This window comes from Clostridium sp. NkU-1, from assembly GCA_001312405.1.
The window spans coordinates 428,061-447,703 of sequence record BBDR01000002.1 but is presented as its reverse complement, the minus strand read 5'-3'; the positions used below and the strand labels follow the sequence as shown (position 1 = coordinate 447,703).

Annotated in this window: 14 protein-coding genes, 1 tRNA gene and 4 pseudogenes; 7 read left to right on the top strand and 12 right to left on the bottom strand. The window is 45.8% G+C overall.

All coding sequences use genetic code 11. The features are described from left to right. Positions 1–50: 50 nt before the first annotated feature. The 3 genes and pseudogenes from JCM10519_RS26540 to asnB all read left to right on the top strand — a co-directional run bounded on the left by JCM10519_RS26540 (position 51) and on the right by asnB (position 3,298). Positions 51–218: a hypothetical protein gene (locus tag JCM10519_RS26540; protein ID WP_347843153.1), complete on the top strand. Its 168-nt coding sequence runs from the start codon at positions 51–53 to the stop codon at positions 216–218. Beyond that, positions 215–1,480: a citrate transporter gene (locus JCM10519_RS04910; RefSeq protein WP_347843152.1), complete on the top strand. Its 1,266-nt coding sequence runs from the start codon at positions 215–217 to the stop codon at positions 1,478–1,480. The genes JCM10519_RS26540 and JCM10519_RS04910 overlap by 4 nt, the downstream gene beginning before the upstream one ends. Beyond that, a pseudogene (asnB, locus tag JCM10519_RS04905) lies at positions 1,449–3,298 on the top strand (asparagine synthase (glutamine-hydrolyzing)). The gene JCM10519_RS04910 and the pseudogene asnB overlap by 32 nt, the downstream one beginning before the upstream one ends. A gap of 54 nt (positions 3,299–3,352) precedes the next feature. Here asnB and JCM10519_RS04900 read toward each other — a convergent pair. Further along, the gene (locus tag JCM10519_RS04900) at positions 3,353–4,642 is read right to left on the bottom strand and encodes an FAD-dependent oxidoreductase (RefSeq protein ID WP_054738132.1); all 1,290 of its coding nucleotides are present in this window, start codon (positions 4,640–4,642) and stop codon (positions 3,353–3,355) included. A 195-nt stretch (positions 4,643–4,837) separates the two neighbouring features. On the opposite strand from JCM10519_RS04900, the gene JCM10519_RS04895 reads away from it, so the two are divergent. Next, positions 4,838–5,683: a MerR family transcriptional regulator gene (locus JCM10519_RS04895; RefSeq protein WP_347843151.1), complete on the top strand. Its 846-nt coding sequence runs from the start codon at positions 4,838–4,840 to the stop codon at positions 5,681–5,683. Positions 5,684–5,719: 36 nt separating this feature from the next. Here the strand turns inward: JCM10519_RS04895 and JCM10519_RS26535 are convergent, their stop codons facing one another. From JCM10519_RS26535 to JCM10519_RS04885, 4 genes and pseudogenes are all read right to left on the bottom strand, one after another. Beyond that, positions 5,720–5,920: a hypothetical protein gene (locus JCM10519_RS26535; protein WP_347843150.1), complete on the bottom strand. Its 201-nt coding sequence runs from the start codon at positions 5,918–5,920 to the stop codon at positions 5,720–5,722. After that, positions 5,889–6,566 (bottom strand): hypothetical protein, encoded by a 678-nt coding sequence (locus tag JCM10519_RS26530; protein ID WP_347843149.1) that lies wholly within the window; start codon positions 6,564–6,566, stop codon positions 5,889–5,891. Before JCM10519_RS26530 ends, JCM10519_RS26535 begins: the two co-directional genes overlap by 32 nt. Continuing rightward, entirely contained in the window at positions 6,514–7,587 is a 1,074-nt protein-coding gene (locus JCM10519_RS26525) for an APC family permease (protein ID WP_347843148.1), read from the bottom strand. The genes JCM10519_RS26530 and JCM10519_RS26525 overlap by 53 nt, the downstream gene beginning before the upstream one ends. A gap of 326 nt (positions 7,588–7,913) precedes the next feature. Then, a pseudogene (locus tag JCM10519_RS04885) lies at positions 7,914–11,661 on the bottom strand (phosphoribosylformylglycinamidine synthase). A 338-nt stretch (positions 11,662–11,999) separates the two neighbouring features. Between JCM10519_RS04885 and JCM10519_RS04880 the strand changes: the two are divergent. After that, positions 12,000–12,287, top strand: coding sequence for a hypothetical protein (locus JCM10519_RS04880; protein ID WP_054738131.1), 288 nt, complete (start codon positions 12,000–12,002; stop codon positions 12,285–12,287). A gap of 82 nt (positions 12,288–12,369) precedes the next feature. On the opposite strand, the pseudogene JCM10519_RS04875 reads toward JCM10519_RS04880, so the two are convergent. Then, positions 12,370–12,980, bottom strand: a pseudogene (locus tag JCM10519_RS04875) (histidine phosphatase family protein). Between the two features lie 18 nt (positions 12,981–12,998). Then, a complete protein-coding gene (locus JCM10519_RS04870) occupies positions 12,999–13,607 on the bottom strand; it encodes a sigma-70 domain-containing protein (RefSeq protein ID WP_054738130.1) in 609 nt (202 codons plus the stop codon). 141 nt (positions 13,608–13,748) lie between these two features. Between JCM10519_RS04870 and JCM10519_RS04865 the strand changes: the two are divergent. Beyond that, positions 13,749–14,623 (top strand): annotated as a pseudogene (locus JCM10519_RS04865) (LysR family transcriptional regulator). Positions 14,624–14,669: 46 nt separating this feature from the next. Here JCM10519_RS04865 and JCM10519_RS04860 read toward each other — a convergent pair. Both JCM10519_RS04860 and JCM10519_RS04855 read right to left on the bottom strand, forming a co-directional pair. Continuing rightward, entirely contained in the window at positions 14,670–17,036 is a 2,367-nt protein-coding gene (locus JCM10519_RS04860) for a helicase C-terminal domain-containing protein (protein WP_054738129.1), read from the bottom strand. A gap of 155 nt (positions 17,037–17,191) precedes the next feature. After that, positions 17,192–17,434: an HPr family phosphocarrier protein gene (locus tag JCM10519_RS04855; RefSeq protein ID WP_054738128.1), complete on the bottom strand. Its 243-nt coding sequence runs from the start codon at positions 17,432–17,434 to the stop codon at positions 17,192–17,194. Between the two features lie 440 nt (positions 17,435–17,874). Here JCM10519_RS04855 and JCM10519_RS04850 point away from each other — a divergent pair. Then, positions 17,875–17,945: transfer RNA gene (locus tag JCM10519_RS04850), tRNA-Trp, on the top strand. 90 nt (positions 17,946–18,035) lie between these two features. On the opposite strand, the gene JCM10519_RS26520 is transcribed toward JCM10519_RS04850, so the two are convergent. The 3 genes from JCM10519_RS26520 to JCM10519_RS04840 form a co-directional block, all read right to left on the bottom strand. Beyond that, positions 18,036–18,335, bottom strand: coding sequence for a tyrosine-type recombinase/integrase (locus tag JCM10519_RS26520; protein ID WP_347843223.1), 300 nt, complete (start codon positions 18,333–18,335; stop codon positions 18,036–18,038). An 86-nt stretch (positions 18,336–18,421) separates the two neighbouring features. After that, positions 18,422–18,901: a hypothetical protein gene (locus JCM10519_RS04845; protein ID WP_347843147.1), complete on the bottom strand. Its 480-nt coding sequence runs from the start codon at positions 18,899–18,901 to the stop codon at positions 18,422–18,424. A gap of 49 nt (positions 18,902–18,950) precedes the next feature. Then, a complete protein-coding gene (locus JCM10519_RS04840; protein WP_054738126.1) occupies positions 18,951–19,184 on the bottom strand; it encodes a hypothetical protein in 234 nt (77 codons plus the stop codon). Positions 19,185–19,643 lie beyond the last annotated feature (459 nt).

Here is a 19,643-nt window from a genome sequence, read left to right as displayed (position 1 = left end):
TTCTCTTTTATCATAGTATAGAATATATTCTTCTCACAGGAGTGGTTCCTATGTTTGATCCTTATCTGGTGCTCACACCTCTGCACTATATTTATCTCATTGGCGTCATTGTAATCCTGACTGTCATGATTCTCCGGAAGGATACGCCCCTGGTCTGTGTCCTTTTTCTCTTCCTCCTTGGCCTTGTAGGCTTAAGTCCTTGGCCGGAGGCATCATGACCGTATTCAATGCCGTCTTGTATGCTTCCAGGGAGTTTATGGAAATCATCGCCACCATTGCCCTTATTACAGCCCTGTCCAAATGCTTAAAAGACTTGGGAAGTGACTATCTCATGATGATTCCCATGTCAAAGGTCATGAAATCCCCTTCCCTTACCTGGTGGATTCTGGGGGGCACCATGCTGTTATTTTCCCTCTTTCTCTGGCCTTCCCCATCCGTGGCTTTGGTAGGGGCGATCATGCTGCCCTTTGCAGTCAGGGCCGGTCTGGATCCTCTGGCAGCTGCCATGGCCATGAACTTATTCGGCCATGGCATTGCTTTAAGTTACGATTTTGTTATCCAGGGCGCTCCGGCCATTTCCGCAGGCGCAGCTTCCATCTCAGCCTCTGACATCCTGACCAAGGGGCGGCCTTTGTTTTTGATAATGGGTATTGTTACAGTTGTTTCTGCATATTTGTTAAACAGGAACGGAATCGCAGCCTGCTGTCAGGAAGTCCATATCCAGAATACGGAAGAACACCATGATACCGGGATTGCCGCGGTTGTAATGGCGATCCTGACCCCTCTTCTTTTCCTGGCCGACATCCTTCTTATGCTGGCTTTTGACTTAAAGGGAGGAGACGCCACCAGTATGGTTTCAGGAACAGCCGTCCTGATCATGTGCTTTGGAGCAGTTTTAGGCTTTGGCAAGCATTCTCTGGAAAAGGTGACATCTTACGTTACTGAAGGCTTTCTCTTTGCCATACGGATTTTTGCTCCCGTCATCATCATCGGGGCCTTTTTCTTTTTAGGAGGAGAAGGGATCTCTTCCATCATGGGAGATCAGTTCCAAAGTGGGATTATGAATGACTGGGCCATCTGGCTGGCTCAAAACGTTCCCCTCAATAAATATATGGCCGCCTTTTTCCAGCTGCTGATCGGAGGATTAACGGGCCTGGACGGCTCAGGTTTTTCCGGGCTTCCCCTTACCGGCTCCCTGGCCCGCACCTTTGGTACGGCAGTAGGGGCTTCGGTTCCTATTCTGGCTGCCCTTGGACAGATTGCCGCAATTTTCGTCGGCGGCGGTACCATTGTCCCCTGGGGGCTCATACCCGTTGCAGCCATCTGCAACGTAAATCCCCTGGAGCTTGCCAGAAAAAAATCTTCCTCCGGTCATGATCGGTTTTCTTGCTACTTTTATTGCTGCCTGTTTCCTTTTATAGATGATCCAGCTTTAAGGAGGGATTTCCATGTGCGGAATTGCTGGTTTTTACAATCCTGATCACGATTACCAGAAAGATAAAGCCTATTATGAGAGCATCCTGGAACAGATGTCAGAAACCCAGAGACACCGGGGGCCTGACGATTCAGGAATATGGCTCTTTAAGCAGGGAGGCATGTCTCACGCCCGTTTATCCATTATCGACTTGACCACCGGCCGCCAGCCCATAACAAAAACTGAGGCAGGCAAAACCTTTGGGATTGTGTACAATGGAGAAATTTACAATACAAAGGAGCTTCGGCGGGACCTAAAGGAGCGGGGCCATTCCTTTTCCACCACCTCTGACACGGAAGTGATTTTAACCGGATATATGGAATACGGGCCTGATTTTGTAAAACAGTTAAACGGCATTTTTGCCATTGCCATCATGGACCCATTCCGGGAACGGTTATGCCTCTGCCGGGACCGTTCCGGCATAAAGCCTCTTTATTACACCGTAAGGGATGGCGAAATCATCTTTGCTTCGGAACTGAAAGGAATTTTTGCATATCCCGGCATCCGTCCTGTTTTAGACCGGAAAGGCTTAAACGAGGTTTTCTCCCTGGGACCGGCCCACACCTACGGCTGCGGAGTCTTTAAGGGAATCAATGAAATACTCCCGGGCCACATGCTTCTCTGCTCCAGGGACGGCTTCCGTTTGAAATGCTACTGGAAGCTGGAAAGCAGGCCCCACGAGGACAGCTATGAGGAAACCATTGAAAAGACTTCATTCCTGGTTCAGGATTCCATCCGCCGACAGATGGTTTCCGACGTTCCCATCTGCACCTTTTTGTCAGGAGGGTTGGATTCCAGCCTGGTCTCAGCGGTCTGTGCTGCAGAGTTAAAAAAACAGGGCAAACAGCTCACTACCTTTTCCTTTGATTTTGTCAACAATGATAAATTCTTTAAAGCCAGCACCTTCCAGCCCTCACAGGACCGGCCCTTTGTGGACCAGATGGTAAAATTTTTAGACTCCGACCACCATTATCTGGAATGCGACAACGTGACCCAGGCGGACCGGCTTTATGACTCTGTTCTTGCTCATGACCTGCCGGCCATGGGGGATATTGACTCCTCCCTGCTCCATTTCTGCTCCATGGTCAAAAAGTTTAATAAGGTTGCTCTGACCGGGGAGTGTGCAGATGAAATATTTGGAGGATACCCCTGGTTTCATAAGGAAGAATGCTTTAAAGCCCAGACCTTCCCCTGGACCATGGATTTAGGGCCCCGCAAGGCCGTCCTAAAGGATGAATTCCTGGATTATCTTAAAATGGATGAGTATGTTATGGAGGCCTATGAAAAATCTGTGGCAGAAACGCCTGTTCTTTTCTCTGATAATCCCACAGAAGCCAGAAGGAGAGAGATTTCCTATCTGAATCTCCGCTGGTTTATGCAGACCTTATTAAACCGGATGGACCGCGGCAGCATGTATTCCGGCCTTGAAGCCAGGGTTCCCTTTGCAGACCACCGGATCATCGAATACGTGTGGAATGTCCCCTGGGATATGAAAACAAGGGATGGAATCGTTAAAAATCTCCTTCGCCAGGCTGGAAGGGGACTTCTGCCTGATGAGATCCTGTTCCGCAGGAAATCTCCCTATCCCAAAACCTATGATACCAATTATGAGGCCCTTTTGATCAAACGGGTAGAAGAAATGATAGCCGGCGGTCCCGCTCCTGTCATGGAGTTTATTGATGGGAAGAAGCTGGAAAGACTCCTGACCAGTCCTTCGGATTACGGAAAGCCCTGGTACGGTCAGCTCATGGCTGGTCCCCAGATGCTTGCTATATCCTTCAGATCAACTACTGGCTGGAAAAATACCATATCTCAGTGGAATAAAACAAAGAGGTGCAAACGTCCTTCAAAAGACCTTTGCACCTCTTTATTGACCTTTTATTCAATCTCTTCCAGGATTCTTCCCATATCCGACGTATCGCCAATGAGTATTGCGCCTGTCAGCTTGCCTTCCTCATAATAATACGCCTTGTAAAGCTTCTTCTCCCTATCCTCTTCCCGCCGCACTTCATAGGTTTTTCCAGGATCCTTTCCCGAGTCTCCCACTGCGAACAGAGAAGTATCCATGCCATTAAATGTGAGGGCCGCTGTCACAGTTTTATAGGAAACCCTCTCTCCGGCGGCATTGGCTCCTGCTGCCTTTCCCATCTCCACGGCCTGCGGCCAGATGGCATAATTGATCCCTTCATATTCCGCACAGTCACCGCACGCATAAATGCCGGGCACAGTGGTTTCCATGTGCTCATTAACGATTACCGCCCGGCCAGTTTCGGCCCCGGCATCTTCTGCCAGAGATACATTGGCCCGGACTCCTGCGGATATGACCACCAGATCTGCCGGCAGGACCGTACCATCCTCTAAGCGGACACCGGTCACCTTGTCCTTGCCTTCTATTTCCTGAGTGGCTGCCTGGAATTTCACATCAATGCCCTTTTCCAGAATAATGGACTTTAAAAACTCACCGGCCTCCTGATCGAGCTGGCGCTTCATAAGCCGGTCGCCGTGCTCCAATACCGTCACAAAAAGGCCTGCCCTCTTCAGTTCCCAGGCCGCCTCCAGTCCCAGCACTCCGCCGCCAATAACCACGGCCCGTTTGGATTCCGAAAGGAGGGAATTAAGCTTCTCAATGTCGGAAAGCCGGCGTATGGCGACTACCTCATTTTTTTCATTTCCAGGTATTGGAGGAACGAAGCACTCCGATCCCAATGCATAGATGCATTTGTCATATTTAAGCCGGATCCCATCGTCAAAGGTGACTTCCTTTTCCCTGGTATCGATCTTCTCCGCCTGTTTTCCCGTAAGGTTTAAGATACGTTTCTCTTCGTACCATGCCGGATCATGAAGAAGGAGTTCATCCCTTTCATCCTTTCCCATGACGGATTTTGTCAGCATGGGCCTTGAATAAGGCAGGCAGTCCTCTTTTGTCACCATAACAATGGAACAGGTGGAATTTCTTTCCCGAATCGCCTCTGCCGCACTGACACCGGCCGCACCATTACCAAGTATTAAGTATAACTCCTCTGTGTTTTTATGGAAATTCCTTTCTTCCTCCTCATAAGGGATAAAATTTTCCGAACCCACGCCGCATACCGGACACACTTCATTTCCTTCCTCAAATACAGCGCCGCACACCAGGCATTTGACCATTTTCTTCTTGCCTTCTCCCATGTAAAATACCCCCTTCTCAAGTCTCTTAAGTAAGAACAAGCTTTCTTTATGATACTATCATAACATAGTTTTTTACGATTTCAAGCTTCTTTCCGTTAATAATTCGTAAGCATAGAAAGAAAACCGTAAAGCCGAAAACCCATGTTTTTGTGGTAAACTATCCACGAAAGCAATGAGCAGTGCGAAACAGAGCAGGTGAATCCACAGGATTTACTCGCTGCACTGCGGACTGAAAAGAGGAATCATAATGAAAAAATACAGCATTGGAGAAGTTTCCGACCGTTTAGGCTTAAGCGTGATACCCTGCGCTTTTATGAAAAAAAGGGAATCATACAACCGGAAAAACAAAAAAACGGCTACCGAACCTATACATATGAAGATATCAAAAAACTCTCAAGCATCATGTTTTACAGAAGGCTTAACTTCAGCATCGAGGATATCGGCCGTATCCTGTATAAAAGCTCCTTTCCTTCCTACTGTTCCATGATCCAGGAAAAAATCGCCGAGGAAAAACAGCAGGTGGAAAAGCACTGTCAATCCCTCATCCATCTGACCCATTTACATAAACACTACCAAAACGTAGAAAAATGCTTAAACCGTTATGACTTAAGACCCATGCCCCCCCATTATCAGATGCCGGACAACCGTTTCATCAATCAGGCAGGCATCTCTGATTTATGTTATATCTGCCAGGAATACCAGATAAAAGAGAATCATGCGGACCAGATAAACGAATTCTTCATGATCGCAGAACACACTGCCTCCATCATGAAAATGAAACAGGAATTAAACGGCTATCCCATACTAAAGCAGGAACGCTGTGTCTACACCGTAGTCGCCTCAGACAGCACTGTATTAGAAACACAAGCCGTTTTAGACGCAGCAGACTGGGCAAGGCAAAATGGATATTCTCCTATGGGAATTGCCTACAGCGGCCATTTACTAAGCTACGCCTTCAAGGCTGCCACAAAGGAAAACCAGGAAAAGAAAGCAGATACACCCATCAATTACATAGAAGTGTATCTGCCACTCCAGTCATAGAAAAAGCCTTATTGCCTGTCATTCACGCTCTGTCATTCATGCCCTGCCTTTATCTGTTTTTCCGTCTATCTGCTTTGGCGCAGGCTGAAATGCCGTACTGTAAATATATGGAACCAGAACCGTAGAAACATTTCTGTGCTTTCTCATCCTCTGCATAATGAAATAAGTGGTCTGGTTATGAAGAATATTGGCGAACCAGCTTTCTTCAATAAAACGGCACATAACGACCGTGATCATTTCTCCCGGAAGCAAGTTGGATTCTTTTTTTGCTGATGTAATCATCCACCGGCTCAATAAGCTCCCGGTAAGGCGACATGATGACTTCAAGAGGTACATCAATGCCTGTTTCCTTCCATTTTTCCTGAAGCAGCTGACCTTGCTTCTCATCCGTGGCTATATGCAGAGCGACCACATTGGAAGTGATTAAATTTGCATAATTCAGCGCTTTCAGCACAGACCGGTTAATTCCTCCAGTCAGCACAATGCAAAGATTGGTGTCATGACTGGTGCTTTTGTGATAATGGGACATAAAGTCGTTGACTGCCAACTGCCTGCCGACAAACTGATAATGAGTTTCAATACGGTGCATGATAAAAACAATAACCGGTATGAGAATAGCCAGGGCCCAGGCGCCTTGTGAAAATTTAGTCACAAATACAATGATCGTTCCCGTACCCGTCATAATCGCACCAAGGCCGTTTATACACATTTTATACCAATAGCCTTTTTCTTTCGCCCTGATCCATCTGACCAGCATTCCGCCCTGGGACAGGGTAAATGACAGAAAAACTCCGATGGCATAAAAAGGGATCAGATAATGGGTTTCTGCTTTAAATATAATCAGCAGAAATGCCACTGCAAAAAAAGATGAACATAATTCCATTGGAAAAGCTGAGCCTCGTCCCGCGGTGCATGAACTGGCGGGGCACAAATCCATCATCCGCCAATATCGCCAGCAGCGTAGGCAGGCCGTTATATGCAGTATTTGCAGCTAATAACAAAATAAGGGAGGTTGCAAACTGTAAAATATAAAACATTGGCCCTGGTCCGAACACTGCCATGCCAAGCTGGGAAATCACCGTCTTTCCCTCTAAGGGTATGATATTTAAAGAAGTGACCAGCAGCACCGAACCTCCCAGTATGGAAATAATGATCCCTACCAGAATAAAGAGCACACGCTTGGCGTTACGCTGTGACGGCTCGCGAAAGCTTGGAACCGCATTGCTCACTGCCTCCACTCCCGTAAGGGCCGAACATCCGGAAGAAAAAGCCCTAAGGAGAAGGAACAGGGAAATAGTCCCGGCTCCGCCTGCAACAGGCTGAAGATTTTCAGAATAATGGACCGGCGGTAAATTCCCTGTTATAAGCTTTACAAAACCAGTTACAATGAGCACCAGCATGATAATGATGAATGCATAAGTCGGAGCTCCGAAAAGCTTGGAAGACTCCCTCATTCCCCTTAAATTAAGGAGTGTAATTACGCATAAAAAAAGCAGGGCAAACAACAAGCGGTAATCTGCAAATTCCGGAAAAGCGGAAATAAGGGCTGCCGTTGCTGCAGAAAGGCTGACCGCTACTGTCATCACGTAATCAATGATCAGGGCAGAGGCAGCTACCATAGATGCGCCTCTGCCAATGTTTTCAGCCGATACGATATATGCGCCTCCTCCATTAGGGTAATTTGCAATAATCTGGGAATAAGAAAATGCCAAAACCAAAAACAGCAGTATGATCGGCAAAGTAATATACCCAAGGTAATGAACTGCCGACAATCCCAGGACGGGAGCCAGAACCAGCAGCATTTCTTCAATTGCGTACGCCACCGAAGAAACCGCATCACTTGCCATAATGGGCACTCCCCAAAGAATCCCCATCTTCTCTCCTTCCAGATCATTGTTTTTCAATGTATTTCCCAATAATATATTTTTATTTTTTCTTTGAATACATATCCTTATTTCCTCTCTGATGCATTATCTTTCCATAATTTTATTATTGCCCAAAATTCCAATAATAAATAAAAATATACCTGATGAATCATAGGCTTAAATTTATGGATTGTCAAGTGCAGATGCCTCCTTCCAGCCGTTAAAAAGTGTTACAATTTTAAGTTACTTAAAACAAAAAACGTTTCTTCCGCAGATACTTATCCGCAGAAGAAACGCTTTATATTTTATAATTATAATACTCCGGTTTTCACAAATTGTTTCTGGAAGCAATGAGCAGACTCTGCTCACTGGAAATATTTCACGCCGGATTCAAAAATCTTCATATCCTGCTCTCCGTAAATGTTCATGGCCACTGATTCACCGCGGCGCTCAGAATGGGCCATCTTGCCCAGGATCCGCCCGTCAGCTTGTAATTCCCTCAATCGCCATGTAAGAGCCGTTGGGATTCCAGCATTCATCCATTGTAGGGCAGCCCTTATCATCCACATACTGGGTAGCCACCTGACCGTTGTCAAACAGCCTCTTTATCCATTCCTCTCCTGCGACAAACCGTCCCTCACCGTGGGAAGCCGGATTGCAGTAAATGCCGCCCAGTTCTGCGCCTGAAAGCCATGGCGATTTATTGGTCACCACCTTAGTATAGACCATCTTGGAAATATGGCGGCCAATGGTATTCATCGCCAGAGTGGGAGAATCCTCCCGCTGCTCTGTGATCATCCCTTCGGGCACAAGCCCCAGCTTAATCAGGGCCTGGAAACCATTGCAGATTCCAAGCATCAGGCCATCCCTTTCATGTAACAGCTTCCCGATTTCCTCCTTGATCACCTGGTTCCGGAACAGATTGGCAAAGAACTTGGCAGAACCATCGGGTTCGTCGCCGGCGGAAAATCCTCCGGGAAACATGACGATCTGGGCTTTGGATATTTCCCTGCGGTATACTTCCACAGATTCCCTGATATCCTGGGCCGTTAAATTCCGAAAGACCCTTGTCACCACATTGGCCCCTGCCCTTTCAAAGGCCCTTTCACTGTCATACTCACAGTTTGTACCAGGAAATACCGGTATGAATACATTGGGTTTTGCCACCTTGTTCCTACAGATGTAAATATCCTTTGTATCATAAAGCTGCTCCGAAACAAGAGCCTTTTCTGTTCCTGATTCCACAGGGAACACATCCTCCAGAGGCTTTGACCACACCTTAAGCGCCTCATCTATGGCAATGGCTGTACTGCCGTATTCAAACATACTCCTATCCGTGACTTCACCGATGACAGTATAGGATACTGCCAGTTCCCCAAGCTTTCCTTCCGGAACTTCACATACCACATCCCCCAGCCGGCCTTAAAGAAATCTCCTGGATCTACATTGTGCCCGATCCTTATGCCCATCCGGTTTCCAAAAGCCATTTTGCTGACTGCCTCGCAGATTCCATGGCCTTCCACCGCATAGGCAGATATGATACGGCCTGCGCAGATATCCTCAAACAGCGCTTCATACCCCTTCATAATCTGGCTGTATACCGGAAGATCATAGGAATCCTTCTCAATCCGGAATACCACGATTTTACTTCCCGCCTTTTTTTAATTCCGGCGTAATGATATGCCGGCCTTCTGCAACATCCACAGCAAAGGAAACAAGGGTAGGCGGCACATCAATGTCACGGAAGGTGCCTGACATACTGTCCTTTCCTCCGATGGAAGGAAGGCCAAATCCGATCTGGGCGCTGTAAGCCCCAAGAAGGGCAGAAAAAGGCTGGCTCCAGCGTGCCGGATCCTCTGTCATCCTGCGGAAATACTCCTGGAAGGTAAAACGGATCCTTCTGTAATCACCGCCTGATGCCACAATTTTGGCAACAGAGGACAATACTGCATAAACTGCGCCGTGATACGGACTCCAGCTTGACAGATAAGGATCAAAGCCGCAGCTCATCATGGTTACGGTATCGGTCCTTCCATGAAGCACCGGAAGCTTTGCCACCATGGTCTGAGTCTCTGTCATCTGGTACCTGCCTCCATAGGGCATGAACACGCTTCCCGCCCCTATGGAACTGTCAAACATTTCCACAAGCCCTTTCTGAGAGCATACGTTTAAGTCAGATAACAGCTTCAGCCAGGCTTCCCTGATATCAGGGATCTCCCGTCTCATAAAGACATTTTTTTTCTCTGTCAGGAACCTCTACAACAACCGAAGCCTCCTGATGGGCTCCGTTGGTATCCAGGAACGCCCGGCTGATGTCCACAATGGTCTTTCCTCTCCAGCTCATCACAAGCCTTGGTTCTTCTGTTACCACTGCCACTGCCACTGCTTCTAAGTTTTCTTCTGCCGCATAGGTCAGGAACCGGTCTGCATCCCCGGGATCAACCACAACCGCCATGCGTTCCTGGGACTCGGAAATGGCAATTTCCGTGCCGTCCAGCCCTGCATACTTCTTCGGCACCTTATCCAGGTCGATCCGCAGGCCGTCTGCCAGCTCTCCTATGGCAACTGACACACCTCCTGCACCAAAGTCATTGCATTTCTTGATGAGTCTGCTCACTTCTTCTCTTCGGAACAGACGCTGTATCTTTCGTTCCGTGGGCGCATTTCCCTTCTGGACCTCTGCTCCGCACGTCTCAATGGAAGCTTCCGTATGGACCTTGGAGGAGCCGGTAGCTCCGCCGCAGCCATCCCGTCCGGTACGGCCCCCAAGGAGAATGACCATGTCCCCTGGATCCGAAGTCTCCCGGATGACATTCTTTCTTGGAGCAGCACCTATGACAGCTCCTATTTCCATTCTCTTTGCCACGTAATCCGGATGGTAAATCTCCTTTACATATCCGGTTGCCAGACCGATCTGGTTTCCGTAGGAGCTGTAGCCGTCTGCAGCACCTGTCACGATCTTTCTCTGGGGAAGCTTTCCCTTTAATGTTTCGCTTAACGGCCTTCTTGGGTCAGCCGCTCCGGTTACCCGCATGGCTGATATACGTAGGTACGGCCGGAAAGCGGGTCACGGATCGCGCCGCCAAGGCAGGTGGCCGCGCCGCCAAAGGGTTCGATTTCCGTAGGATGATTGTGAGTTTCATTTTTGAAATTCACCAGCCATTCCTCTTTGACACCGTCAATCAGGACGGGAACCACAATGCTGCAGGCGTTGATCTCATCGGATACCTCCAAATCCTCCACTTTTCCCTCCATGTGAAGCTTTTTCATCGCCAGGAGAGCAAGATCCATAAGGCATACAAACTTGCCGCTCTTTCCCTTTAAGACCACCTCCCTGTCTGCCAGGTACTGCCTGTAGGTATCCTCAATGGGCTTGCGGTAATCTCCCTCTAAAAATGTCACATCCTTTAATTCCGTCTGGAATGTGGTATGGCGGCAGTGATCAGACCAATAGGTATCAAGAACCCTTACCTCTGTCATGGACGGGTCTCTCTGCTCTTTATCTTTAAAGTAACTCCTGATATGGAGAAAATCCTTAAAGGTCATTGCCAGATTTAAGGACTCATACAATTCTTTTAATTTGTACTCTGCAAGGCCTGTAAAACCATCAAAAACAATCACATCTTCCGGAGTCTCAAACATTGCAGCAAGAGTCTCCGGCTTTCTTTCATCTGCTTCCCTGGAATCCACCGGGTTTATGCAGTAGGATTTGATGTCGGCAATCTGAGTTTCTGTAAGAGCGCCGGAGATCACATAAGTGGTTGCGGATCTGATCACAGGCTCTTCATCCTCTTTTAACAGCTTCACGCACTGCTCCGCGGAATCAGCCCGCTGGTCAAACTGGCCCGGCAGGTATTCTACGGTAAAAACCACATCCCCTTCCTTTTTCGGGAAAGCCTCTTCATAAACCTCATCCACGGGAGGTTCTGAGAAAACAGCAGTAAGAGCCAGCCCATAGACTTCATCAGACAGTGCCTCCATATCATAGCGGATCAGCACTCTCACACCGGTTACTGTATTGATACCAAGATAGCCTGCGATTTCCTCTCTTAATTCATTCGCCTTTACGGCATAGGCCGTTTTCTTCTCAACATACACTCTTCTTACACTCATGATTTCCTCCTTCTCGCCCATGCTTTTGGGGCATACTGGGATACCCGCATATTTATTTATCCGAACAGGAACTTCCCTGTTATTCTCGTGTATTAATCATACCACAGGATATATAGATTAGAAAAATTAATATATCTTATATTATTAATCAGTATAGTTAATATCATTAATGTAGGCGGCAGAAGGAAATCACCAGCCTGCCTTATGTATCATCTGGTCCCTGTCGTTTACGACATATTTCGACAAAATTCGTTATTTTTTTATTAAAATACTTGAAAGTTTAAAAAAATTTGCACTATAGTAATAAAAGATTTTTTTATAAAGGAGTGCTACATTTTATGGATCTTCATCAGCAATTAAAGGACTTATCCCAAAAATATTCATTTGAAAACGCCAGCTTAAAGAAAGAGGAACAAAGTCCCTATCTGGAAGTATGCCTGCAGCTTCAAGAGGAACAAATTGAAAAGTTCATTGAAAAGGCCGGGCAGATTAACTCTATTGTGGAATCCTGCGCCAATATGGTCAGTATTTTCGACGATTCCGCTTCAAAGGAAGTACTTATGCAGACTTCCCTGCGCTGCGCCGGGAGGGATAGGCTGTATATCCGTACCACCCTTCCATGGTGAAAATCCTTATAGAAACACTATTTGATTAAGTGTCGGTTCAAGAGAAGCAAGGAAGCCGTTTGGCTTCCTTGCTTCTTTTTCTTTATTCTTCCATATGGGATGAATCATTCATTTCCAAAAGCATGAAATCTTCCGTCAGCGGACTGTAATTGACCGTAGTAATGCTTGCATTTTCCACAATAATGCTTTCTACCTCCGGATGATTGCGCATCATATAGGAAACCAGATAAGCGATGGTTGCGCCGTGGGATACGATGGCAATATCCTCTCTGCCGCCGGTGATCCTTAATATTTCCCTGACCACCTGGACGCAGCGGCTTATGACCTGGTCCCTGGTTTCCCCGCCTGGAGGGGCTGCCTCGTCAGGCTTAAGGCCCACAGCCTGTATTCCTTTGGATAGGCTTCCATGATTTCCTCCCATGTCATGCCTTCCCATTTGCCGAATTCCACCTCTATAAGCTGGGGCATAAAGCAGATTTCCACCTTTTGCCTGCTGCTGATCCTTTCGGCTGTTTCCATGGCACGGGTCAAGGTGCTGGAAAAAATCCTGGAAACCGGACGGGAATCCATGCCTTTTGCCAGCAGTTCTGCCTGTCTGCGGCCCGTTTCATTAAGGGGAATGTCATGGCTTCCCTGGATCCTCCCCTGGATATTCCAGTCCGTCTGTCCATGGCGTATCAGATATATCTTCATTTCATCTCTCCCAGTCTCTTATTCTTCGTAATCGTAATCTTCAGCCTCTTCATCCTCAGTGATTTCAATGCCCTCCACTCCTGCCAGGGCTTCTAAGTCCATGGTTTTGGCATTCATGCTCATGGCGTCCATTGCAATCTTCATGATCCCCTTTATTTCTTCCACGGTCATTTTCATCTTGTCTGCCAGTTCTTCTACCGTAGCCTCCCGCCCCAGTTCCTTTGCAAGAAGCTGGGATATCTGCTGGAGCACATTCACCCGGGCAGCCAGTTCTTCTCCTGTCTGCTTTGCAAACTGCTGATCCTCCACCGCTGCATCAAGGGCTATCCTGATCCTCTGGCCTGCATAGCTGTCAAACTCCGGTCTGTCTTCCGCCTGGATATACTCTTCCACAGCCATCATGAGAGCCATATTGGCTTCCTGGACCAGATCCGTCATAAGCACGCCCCTGCCGTCATATTCCCTGGCATGCTCCAGGGCAGCCCGTAAATTTCCTTCCACAAGCCTTTTTTTTGCTTCCTTCTTACCCTCTGCAGCTTCCTTTAAAAGCCTTTCCTGTTCTTCCCTGGTACAGGGAGGGATATGTTCCATCTCTTCCAGATACATCTGGTAAAAATCATCATGCATACTCTTATTTTGCTCCTTCTCTTTTTCATATCCTGGCTCTTGTGCCCGTACTATACCGCACCCCAGGAAATTTGTCAAACGCCTTTACAAACCAATCAGATCCGTGATAGAATATCCATATGTTTATAAGGAGGACTAATAATGGATATTAATTATGAACTTTATAAAGTCTTTTACCACGTTGCCGCCACCTTAAGCTTCTCGGAGGCATCCAAACAGCTTTTCATCTCCCAGTCGGCAGTCAGCCAGTCCATCAAGGTGCTGGAGAAGAAGCTGAACCAGACCCTTTTTGTCCGGAGCACGAAAAAGGTCCAGCTTACCCCGGAAGGGGACATCCTCCTAAAGCACATAGAACCGGCTATTAATCTGATCCAAAAGGGAGAAAACCAGCTGCTGGAGGCCAATACCTTAAACGGCGGCCAATTGCGGATCGGTGCCAGCGACACCATCTGCCGCTATTACCTGGTTCCATATTTAAATAAATTTCATAAAACCTACCCTAATGTACACATTAAGGTCACCAACCAGACTTCCATTGAATGCGCTCATCTTCTGGAAATCGGGCAGGTGGATTTTATCATTACAAATTACCCCAACTCAGGCTTTCAAGCTCCCAGAACATCCGGGTCATCAATGAATTTGCCGATGTATTCGTGGCCAACCAGGAATATTTTCCTTTGAAAGGACAGACCGTAAGCCTTGGGACTCTCCAGACCTATCCCATACTGATGCTGGAAAGAAAAAGTACCACCAGCGAATTCCTTCATCACATGTTCCAAAAGGAACAGCTTGATCTGGTTCCTGAAATTGAACTGAGCAGCAACGACCTTTTAATCGACCTGGCCCGCATTGGCTTGGGGATCGCATTTGTCCCTGATTACTGCATTCCTGAAAATGACAGGGACTTATTTCAGGTAAAGCTTTCAGAAAAGCTTCCTACCCGCCAGATGGTCGTGGCTTATAATGAAAACATACCCGTTTCCCAGGCTTCCAAACAATTCATGGACATGCTTTGACCAGTATAAAGGATTTTTCGCTGCCGCCTCTTTTGGACGGCAGCTTTTATTTTCGCCCGGTCCAAAAGTTGCGGGCCACTTCATCCACATTTTTCAGCTGCACTTCATAATACCCGTCCCATTCCCTTGGAAACAGGGCCTGGCAGTCAGGTTTTAAAAAACGCTCATCAAGCAATGCGATGACTCCTTCATCCCGGACCGTGCGGATCACCCTTCCTGCTGCCTGCATGACCTTGTTCATCCCCGGATACTGGTAGGCATAATCAAACCCATTCTGCTCCCTGGAATCGAAATACCCCTTTAAGATCTCCTGCTCCGTACAAACCATGGGAAGGCCTGTGCCAACGATAATGGCTCCGATCAGGCGGCCCTCCTTTAAATCAATGCCTTCTGAAAATACGCCTCCCATAACGCAAAGGGCCACAAAGGAATCCTTCCGCTCCTCTGAAAATTCCATAAGGAACTCCTCCCTCTCCTGTTCGCTCATATGGGCTGCCTGGGACATGCAAGTAAACTCCTGTTTTACTTCTCCCATTCCCTCAAGTATCGCCTCTACTGCCTTTAAATACTGGTAAGACGGCAGAAACACCATGTAGTTCCCTTTATGGGCTGACACGATCTTACGCATATAATCCACTATCTTCTGGTATTCCCGGCGGTTTCTTCTGGTATAGCGGCTGCTGACATCAGAAGCGACCATGAGAAGACGCTTCTCCTGATCAAAAGGAGACTGGGCATACACCGCATATTCCTCCTGGTCACCGCTTAGCAGCTCCTTATAATACCGGACCGGAAGCAGTGTGGCAGAAAAGAACACAGTGCTGTTCCCCTTGTCCAGGCACTCTTTTAAGTTTTTTGCAGGATTTACACAAAAGAGCCTGAGCATAAAGCGCCCATCGGACAAAAGCTCTGTATAAATCCGGTAATTCTCATCCAGGCGGTCATAAATATTCAGAAGATCCCGCAGTTTAAAATAGAAATCCAGAATCAGGTCCCGGTCCGGGAATTCCTCACCGGCTTCCATAAACTTTTCCATTTCCCCGAAAAGGGTCATAATACTGGTCATAAAAAAACGGATGTCATCCAGTATCTGAAAATCCTCGCATTCCCGTTTCATTTCCAGAAGTTCTTTGTTGCACCGCTCCAGCATCCTGACAAGTTTTGGGCTCATGGGTTTCAAAATCTTTTTAATAAGAAGAAAGTCCTCCTTATAGACAGTGGCGCTGTACATTTCCCTGGCTCTTGGAACAAGGTTATGGGCCTCATCTGTCAAAAACAGGTATTCTCCGGTAATGCCTTCGGAAAAATACCGTTTCAGGCGGATATTTGGATCAAATACATAATTATAATCACAGATGATGGAATCCACCCAGTTGCTGATATCCAGACAGAATTCAAATGGACACACCTGGTATTCCTCTGCATAGCGGAGCACCGTTTCCCTGGTGATCCCGGTCTCCTTGTGTATAATATCGTAAACCGCATCTCCCACCCGGTCAAAATGCCCCTTGGCATAAGGACAGGCATCTGGATTGCATTCTGGTTTTTCAAGGAAGCACAGCTTTTCCTTTGCCGTTATGGTCACTGAATTCAGATACAGCCCATGGTCCCGCAAGATGTCAAAGGCTTCTTCCGCCACGCCTCTGGTTATGGTCTTTGCAGTCAGATAAAACAATTTGTCTCCAAGTCCTTCCCCAATGGCTTTAATAGCCGGATAAACGGTGGAAAGGGTCTTTCCGATTCCCGTAGGAGCCTGGATGAAAAGGTTCCTCTTTCTGGCAATGCTCCGGTAAACAGCCACCACAAGCTCCCGCTGCCCCTTCCGGTAGGGATAGGGAAAGGAAAGCTCTTTTATGGACTCATCTCTTCTTATTCCATGGTTGTATAAATATCTTGCCCATTTAATGTACTCATGAATCAGGCCCTGAAACCAGCTTTCCAGCTCTTCAAAGGATTTTTCCACCTGAAAACGCCGTATTTCCTCTGTTTCAATGTTGCAGTAGGTCATCTGCATGACAGCCCCATTCAGCTGATGGTCAAAACAGTAAAAATACCCATAGCACATAGCCTGGGCTAAATGTACTTCAATGGGCTCTGACAAATAGGATAAATCCATATACATGCCTTTGATTTCATCAATGGTCACCCCTTCCGGCTTCTCAATGATGCCATCGGCCCGCCCCTCCACCAGAATCTGAAACTGATCCACTTCCACCTCATGCTTTAACACCACTTCCGCCCGGTAATCCGCTCCCATGCGGCGCTGGATCTTCCTGTGTATCCGGCTCCCTTCCTGCATGGCAGTTTTCTCAGCCCCTCCGGTCCGCCGGTTATCCAGGTCACCGGAGCGCAGTACCAGCTCAACCAGATTCCTGACAGATATTTTCAGGATTTTTTTCTCTGCCTCCTCCACTCCGGCGTTCCCCCCTTCCTTTTCTTTCCCGTTCTTTCCTTTTCCTTTTTCCTGCCCTGTTTTTGGGGCATAAAGGCATCCGAATTTACCTGTGAATTAAAAAAAGGGAACTGCAGGCCGTGCGGCATACAATTCCCTCTTTCCTTTGCGTCTGTTTATGCTGCTGAACATTTACCTGGAGCTTTCGCCTTCAGGAATGCCTCAAACTCTGCATCTTCCCCGTTAAACTCAACGGTCAAAACCTGTGTCAAATCTAAACTCAATACTCCTAATATAGACTTTGCGTCAATGGTTACTCTATTGTAATATACGTCTATGTCGAAATCACATTTAACAGCAGCAGCAACAAACTTCTTCGCCTCATCAACAGTTGGCAACATAATCTTTAACTGTTTCATAATCACAACTCCTTTTTATAATGAAGAAAAAGTTATAAATTATATATATCATGTTTGACATGATTTGTCAAATTATGTTTCATAAACGATTAAATAGCCATTTTTTTGTGCACATCCTGTAATTATTTCCGAGGGAACGCTTTGTAGATAAGCATATTTTTGTTGAGACAAGTTTTATTTTGGGAATCATTATCAATGATACTTTTCATTCTAATTCATTTTAACAGTTTTAACATTTGATTTTCATATAAAATGCCAAACCAAGCCCATAAAATATGACTTCTGCCCATGGACTTCCTTTGCCATACTATTTTACCACAAACAGGGATTCAATAACAGCAGAATAAATTTTTTTATTTTTTTTCTAAAAACTGTTGCAATTTAAAAACTTCTATGCTATACTCTCTAAGTGCTCAGGCAAAGATGTAACGCCGACTTATAGGGGAATAGTTCAATGGTAGAGCAACGGTCTCCAAAACCGTAAATGGGGGTTCGAGCCCCTCTTCCCCTGCTTTTAATATACCCTAAATTCCTTTGTATATAAAGGAGTTTGGGGTTTTTCCTTTTTTATCCGTTGAATACACTTGACTACACCTATATTTTAGAATGATTTTTGAATCATATTTAATGTTTCGTCCTTTGGAAGTGGATTAAAAATATATCCCAATGTTGTCTGAGCATCTGTATGACCTAGTAAAGTCCTTATTTCATCAGTGGGAACGCCATCTGCATCTAGTTTACTAGCAAACGTCTTTCTTATTTTATGCGTTGATTTTTGATGAATACCGGCTTGCTTACAGGCATGCGATAACGCCACACTTATTTGATTTGTATTCAAATGACTACCATTCTTTGTAAATAAGAATCTATCATTAGAGGAATAGTCACCGTTTTTTGATATTAGATTTTTTTAATATATGAATTGCTCTTGGTATCAGTGGGACATATCTGCTTGTATATGTTTTTGTATGATTCTCTATTTTCCATTCATAGGATATACAATTCTCCAACTCTTAAACCACAATAGAGATTAAAGATGATTGCGATGTATGCTTCATTATTTGTAGTTTCATACAGTTCTTGACATTTAAAGATTAGCTTGTCTATATCATCACCAATAAGCACTTGTGTTTCTGGAGGTCTTTTAGATATCTGCCTAAATTTCACCGAAATTTTTATTGATAACCATGGATCGCTTAATATAATTCCACTTCTATAAGCATAATCCCAAATGCCACTAATTACTGTTTTAATATTCTGCCACTCTTTCCGAGTCATATTATTGTCTTTTATCATGCTATTAGCCCACGAATCCAACTGAATGGCATTTATATTTTTCATCGGCATACGTACTATATTGCAGTTTTTACAATATCTTCTCCAATGGTTTATATGCCTATAAATGGTGTTTTCAGAATTTGTAATGCTTCTCTTAAACGGAATCCATTCTTTAAAGATATCTGCCATTGTTAATCCGTTTGGATCTTCAGTAATTCCGTAATACTCGGCTAATTTCTTATAAAGTTTTTTCTTTTGTTGCAGCTTTAACTACCTTTCGTCCTGTTTTTTTAGTTTTGTCCACTACATAAGTTTGCCACCTTTGGTCATTAGCTCCTTGTAACGGAGTGATTTTGTAATTATGGACTTCTTCTATTCTATTAATCATTTCCATCTTAACTTGTTTTGACACTTCAGCCAAGTTAATCATACCATTACTAAGAGCATATTTCAATAATTCTTCTTGAGTCAAATAATACTTCACCTCTTAATTTATGTAAATCGCTGTCTTATTTAGAGACAGCGATAATATAGTTAGTAGCAATATTGATGCCACTTAGTCTTCAAATACACGCTATGCCCCTGTTTACCCTTCGATTGATAGATAACATATCCCGGAAGGATGCCCCCGTTTTCAAGCAACCATTTCGCATTTGCCCAATTACTTTTCGTTGGTTCCCGATAATAATTGCCATCGGCCACACTGGAATACTGTTTTTTTCTCAAACACAACTCCTCTAATTGTGTTTGGGTACTTCGAATGGGCAACACGATTCAAAACTACTGATCCCACATATTTTTGCTCAGCATCATCACAGAATTGTGCTTCACCAGCTATCACATGAGCCATGTCTGATTATCCTCATCTAGTGCCAGGATAATTTGTTGACCATTATTCAAAAAGCAAAGTATAGGCTCATAGTGATCAGGC